Genomic DNA, 4665 nt, shown 5'->3' with positions numbered 1-4665 from the left:
CCGATGTGGAGCGGGTGATGTCACTTTGTAGCCGAGATTGGATAAAACTGACCTAATGTTTAATCCGATTGGTATAATAGGCGGCGGGACGAATATGCTCCGCCATCAACCGGGTGGTCTCGCTGCTGCTCAGGGTGTCGTCGAGGGACTTGGCCATGCGCCAGAGGTTGCCCCCTCTCACACAATAGAGCACCTGCTGGTTCGCAAAATAGATGCGCTGGCCCGGGGAGTCCTTGGCGAGCGCACCAGCCAGGGTCAGCGGCACGGCCCCGGAGACGGGAGTTCCTACCTCGGTCACTCTGGCAGTGCAACGCCCCTGCACACACCCCTTGTCCAGCGTGATGGTACTGCCAGAGGTCGTGTCAGGCAGCGGATAGATGATGGCCGTATCTTCCTTTGCCGGCATGGTGACAGGCTCGACGATGCGAAGCACGGTGCTGCTAGCCGTCTCCAGGTAGCGGCTAGCGGTAGCGATGGGCCAGAACCGCAGACAGGCCCCCTGCTCCTGGGCACCGCCCCCTGCGTCCTCGACCCGCACCGAACCGGGGACCGCGTCGCGCACCTCGCGATTGAGCCGCTCCAGGGCGAAACGGGCATCGCTCATCAGTTGCTCGCGGCGGCTGGCATCCCCGTAAATCTGGGTGCCGATGCCGATAAACTGGCTGGAGAAGGTCGCCATCACCCCGAGCAGCAGGATCACCATCACCAGCTCCACCAGGGTGAAGCCCCCCTCACGCCCGGGTCGGACGCGGTCACGGGCGAGTCTGGCACATGGGTGTTCCCACGCGGCATCACGGGAATGTGGCTTGCCCATCAGTAGTTCCCCCGATAGAGGCCGAAGACCAGCTCGCTCCCGTCCGGCAGGCGCACGGTCAGGGTGATGCGCTTGCCGATGGACTCGGCCCCCGGCCCACTGCTACCAAACAGGGTATCCGGGGTGACGGCGATCCTGATCTGATAGTGGCGATACTCCTGGTCACTGACACCCTCGGCATCCGTCTAGGTAAACTGGTTGGCGTCCACCCAGTGACCCCAGGTGTCGAAATCGTCCACGTCGTTGAAGGCATAGGGGCGGGTCTCGCCCCCCTCCGGGCCGTAGTCGGCGACCGAGGTGCAGGGGGGATAGACCACGGGAGGCGTGCCGGCGGTCTCACCGCAGCGAAAACGGCCGCCATTGTGATCCGAGTGCTCATCGAAGGATTTTTGCAGTACCTCGCTTAAGATCCGCTGGGCCAGCTGGGCGGCGCGTACCTGCTGCACCGGATCCACCGCCTGGGGTGCCTGATTGATAAGCAGCCCCAGGACGCCGGTCAGGGCGATGGCCAGCAGGATCCCGACCTGATGGCTGGAGGGAGAACGCCTGAACAGTGACTTCATCTGGATCTTCACCTGGCCGCGTAAAAAGGACTAAACCTTAACATAAACAGGCTATTAGCCTCCAACTTTATGACAAATGACGCATCGACGGCCACGCTGGCACCCACGGGAGACGATCCCATGGCGCCCCTTCAGCTCCCCTCCCCCCTGCACCGGATCCGGCATCCTCTGCTGGCAGCCCATGACGTCACGCTCTGGTGCAAGCGGGACGATCTGATCCACCCGACCCTCTCCGGCAACAAGTGGCGAAAGCTAAAATACCATCTGCAACAGGCACAGACGCTGGGCAAGGGCCACATCCTCTCCTTTGGCGGCGCCTACTCCAATCACATTCACGCCCTGGCCGCAGCAGGACTCAGACTGGGACTGCGCACCAGGGGCATCATACGCGGTGAAGGGGATACCGTCAGCAATCCCACCCTGAAAGCGGCGAAAGGCTGGGGCATGGATCTCGTTTTTGTCGACCGGCAGGACTATCGCCGGCGCCAGGATCCCGAATGGCTTGCCCGGTTCGAGGATGACGACACCCTGCTGGTACCGGAAGGAGGCAGCAGCCCGCTGGCCATCCCCGGAGTGGCCGAGCTTGTCGACGAGGTGCCCTTCTCGCCGGATCTCTGGGTGCTGCCCTGCGCCAGCGGCGGCACCCTGGCGGGGCTCATCGCGGGCAAGCGGGCGCAGGAGCAGATCCTGGCCATCGCGGTGCTCAAGGGGGCCGACTTCATCACCGGCGAGGTATGCCGGTTGCATCCGGCAGCGGCCACTACTCCGGGCTGGCGCATTGCGCTGGATCACCACGACGGCGGCTATGCCAGGTTCAGTCCGGCACTCTGGCAATGGGTGCAGGCATTCAGTGCAGAAACCGGCTTGCCGCTGGAACCCATCTACAGTGGCAAGGCGATGTGGGGGCTGTTTCGCGAACTGGCGGCAGGCCGCATTGCGCGCGGCAGCAAGATCATCTTCATCCACACCGGTGGCTTGCAGGGGCTGGCGGGCCTGCAGGAGCAGGGCCGCCTGTCACCCCGGCCGGGACGCTAGTCAGGCAGGTTGAGGGGCTCGGGGTCGGCAAACCAGGGACCTTGACCGGCATGCACGCCCAGGTGTCGCAGCATCTTCCACTCGTCGCCACTCTCCACCCCCACCGCGATGACCCGGGCCTGGGTATTGGCACAGCCCCCCACCAGACTGCGTACCGCCATCTGGTTGACCTGGCGCAGGTGGATCTCCCGCACCAGGCTGGGGTGCAGCTTGAGGAAGTGGATCTCGAACTCCTTGATGTACTGGGTGCTCACCACGTCCTGGCCCGCGTGATCGATGGCAAGCCTGCACCCCAGCATGCGCATCGCCCGAAGCGGCCGCTTGAGGGCCTCGTAGTGGCGGGTCACCTGAGACTCCGACAACTGCAGGATCAACCCCTCGTTGGTACTGCGCGGCAACTGGAACAGCTCGAAGAAGAGCTCGCGCTGGAACTCGCGGGTGAGCAGGTTCTGGGCGCACAGAGAGAGGCTGATGGGGCAGCTCGATGCCGGTCGCTGGCGCAGCAGTCGCAAGGCTCGGGCCACCACCAGCCTGTCCAGCGGCAGCAGCAGACCGGCCTTCTCCGCCATGGGCATAAAGACCCCCGCCTGCAGCTCCCGGCCCTGTTCGTCGTGAAGGCGGATGAGCAGCTCCTGCTGCAACACCACCTGATCCCGCTCCTGCTGCACAGGCTGGACGTAGAAGTCGATGCCCTGCTCCTCGATGCGACGGCTGATCAGGGTGCGCCAGCGCACCGTTCCCTTGCTGCTCGCCTCCTCGTTGAGGGATTTCTCGAACAGGAACCAGCCGCTGTGTCCTTGCAGACGCGCGCTCTTGAGCGCCAGCTCCGCCTCTTCCTGCACCTTGAGCAGGGAATCCTGTGCCTGATAGCAGACCGCACCGAGATAGACGGCGGTGTCGGCATTGACCGCTTCGGGCCAGTGCAGCCGCTGCAGACTCTTGAGCAACTGGCTGGCGCCGTCCACCATCTCGCTCTCTGACATGTTCGGCAGCAGCACGGCAAAGACCTGACCGGCATAGCGCGCCTGCAGGGCTCCGCTGTGCTTGCGCACGAAGGCGGCGATGGTGGCGCTCGCCTCCATCAGGAGTTCCTGGCTCGGGCGCCCGCTCAGCTCGGGATCCAGCTCTTCCAGACCGGCCAGCTCGATCAGCAACACGCCGCCGCTGATCACGCTTGCCTCCATGATGGCGCTCTCCAGCCGGTTGTCGAAGAAGAGGCGGTTGCCGATGCCCGTCGTCTTGTCGACGAAGGCGTTGCTGCGGATGAAGTTGTCGAAGCGGCTGCGCTCCTTGCGGGCGTCGGCCAGCTCGGTCAGCAGATGGGTGAGGGCCTGACTGGCCGAGACAGGCCACTCCTCGGCAGGGTCATGGGCCAGCTTGGTCAGCTTGCCATCCAGGATCAGCTGGGCACGCTCCGCCAGCAGCTCGGCACCGCGCAACTGCTGACGGAGCCAGCGGATGGAGTACCAGAGCCCGAACACCACGATGAAGATACCCAGAGAGATGCCGAACATCGCCTTCATGGAGTACTCGAACTCCTTGAACGGCCTGTCCAGCTTGAAGTCGGCCCGCATCCCGGCCTGATTGGGGATCGCCTCGCTGTAGGCGATCAGCAGGCTCTCGTCCGTCTGCTGCTGCACATCGCGAAACCAGTAGACCCGCTGCTTGTCCTGACGGATCTCCAGCTCCACCACATGGGAGGCCCGCAACAGGGAGGGCAGCCAGCGGGCAAGGGCTTGCTGGTCATCGGTCACCCCGAGCTGCTTGTCGATGATCTCCACCAGGGAGTCGACCCGGTTCTGCTGCAGCTCCATTCCCATCTGGCGGAAACTGAAGACCCCGCCGAGCATCACCATGGCCATGGCCGAGATCACGCACAGCGTAATAAAAGAGACGAGTTGAGTGGTCAGTTTCATGTGCCTTTCCGTAGCCGACAGCATCCATAGGGCATCATGGTATCAGCCCAGACCAAACGCCGCCTATGGATGAAGATCCCGCTTCTGCAAATAAGCGGGCGGATGCGTCATGCGGCGCCGTTGCGCGGGCCGCAAAAGAGGCATCAAGGGAGAGAACGAGGGGACACAGGCTGAGGAGCGGACAGAAAAATGGTCCCACAACGGGGACCAAAAGAAACACTCATATCAAAACTAACACTCTGTGCTACTGACAAAAATAGACCTGATTACCCATGATTAGCAGTCAGTTACCACGAACTATACTGATCTTACGTACAGTTATCGAGGTGCGAGATCA

3 protein-coding genes and 1 pseudogene are annotated in these 4665 nt (G+C 63.1%); 1 reads left to right on the top strand and 3 read right to left on the bottom strand.

Features of this window, described 5'->3' with window-relative positions; genetic code table 11:
• Nucleotides 1-52: 52 nt before the first annotated feature.
• Both OKB81_RS19390 and OKB81_RS19385 read right to left on the bottom strand, forming a co-directional pair.
• Nucleotides 53-814 carry a PilW family protein gene (locus OKB81_RS19390; RefSeq protein WP_270666855.1) on the bottom strand — a complete coding sequence of 254 codons (762 nt, stop codon included), beginning with the start codon at nt 812-814 and terminating at the stop codon, nt 53-55.
• A pseudogene (locus OKB81_RS19385) lies at nt 814-1377 on the bottom strand (type IV pilus modification PilV family protein). The gene OKB81_RS19390 and the pseudogene OKB81_RS19385 overlap by 1 nt, the downstream one beginning before the upstream one ends.
• 120 nt (nt 1378-1497) lie before the next feature.
• Here OKB81_RS19385 and OKB81_RS19380 point away from each other — a divergent pair.
• Nucleotides 1498-2412 carry a 1-aminocyclopropane-1-carboxylate deaminase/D-cysteine desulfhydrase gene (locus tag OKB81_RS19380; RefSeq protein WP_160839336.1) on the top strand — a complete coding sequence of 305 codons (915 nt, stop codon included), beginning with the start codon at nt 1498-1500 and terminating at the stop codon, nt 2410-2412.
• On the opposite strand, the gene OKB81_RS19375 is transcribed toward OKB81_RS19380, so the two are convergent.
• Entirely contained in the window at nt 2409-4328 is a 1920-nt protein-coding gene (locus OKB81_RS19375; protein WP_010672614.1) for an EAL domain-containing protein, read from the bottom strand. The genes OKB81_RS19380 and OKB81_RS19375 overlap by 4 nt on opposite strands.
• Between the last annotated feature and the right edge of the window lie 337 nt (nt 4329-4665).

This window comes from Aeromonas sp. QDB56 (assembly GCF_027705505.1).
Taxonomy (GTDB): domain Bacteria; phylum Pseudomonadota; class Gammaproteobacteria; order Enterobacterales; family Aeromonadaceae; genus Aeromonas; species Aeromonas caviae.
Note: the sequence above shows the minus strand (reverse complement) of the source record. Positions and strands in the feature narration are given on the sequence as shown.

What these genes read in the sequence shown, in the direction of transcription:
- OKB81_RS19390 (WP_270666855.1), bottom strand. Translation starts at nt 814, where the DNA reads ATGGGCAAGCCACATTCCCGTGATGCCGCGTGGGAACACCCATGTGCC.
- OKB81_RS19380 (WP_160839336.1), top strand. Translation starts at nt 1,498, where the DNA reads ATGGCGCCCCTTCAGCTCCCCTCCCCCCTGCACCGGATCCGGCATCCT.
- OKB81_RS19375 (WP_010672614.1), bottom strand. Translation starts at nt 4,328, where the DNA reads ATGAAACTGACCACTCAACTCGTCTCTTTTATTACGCTGTGCGTGATC.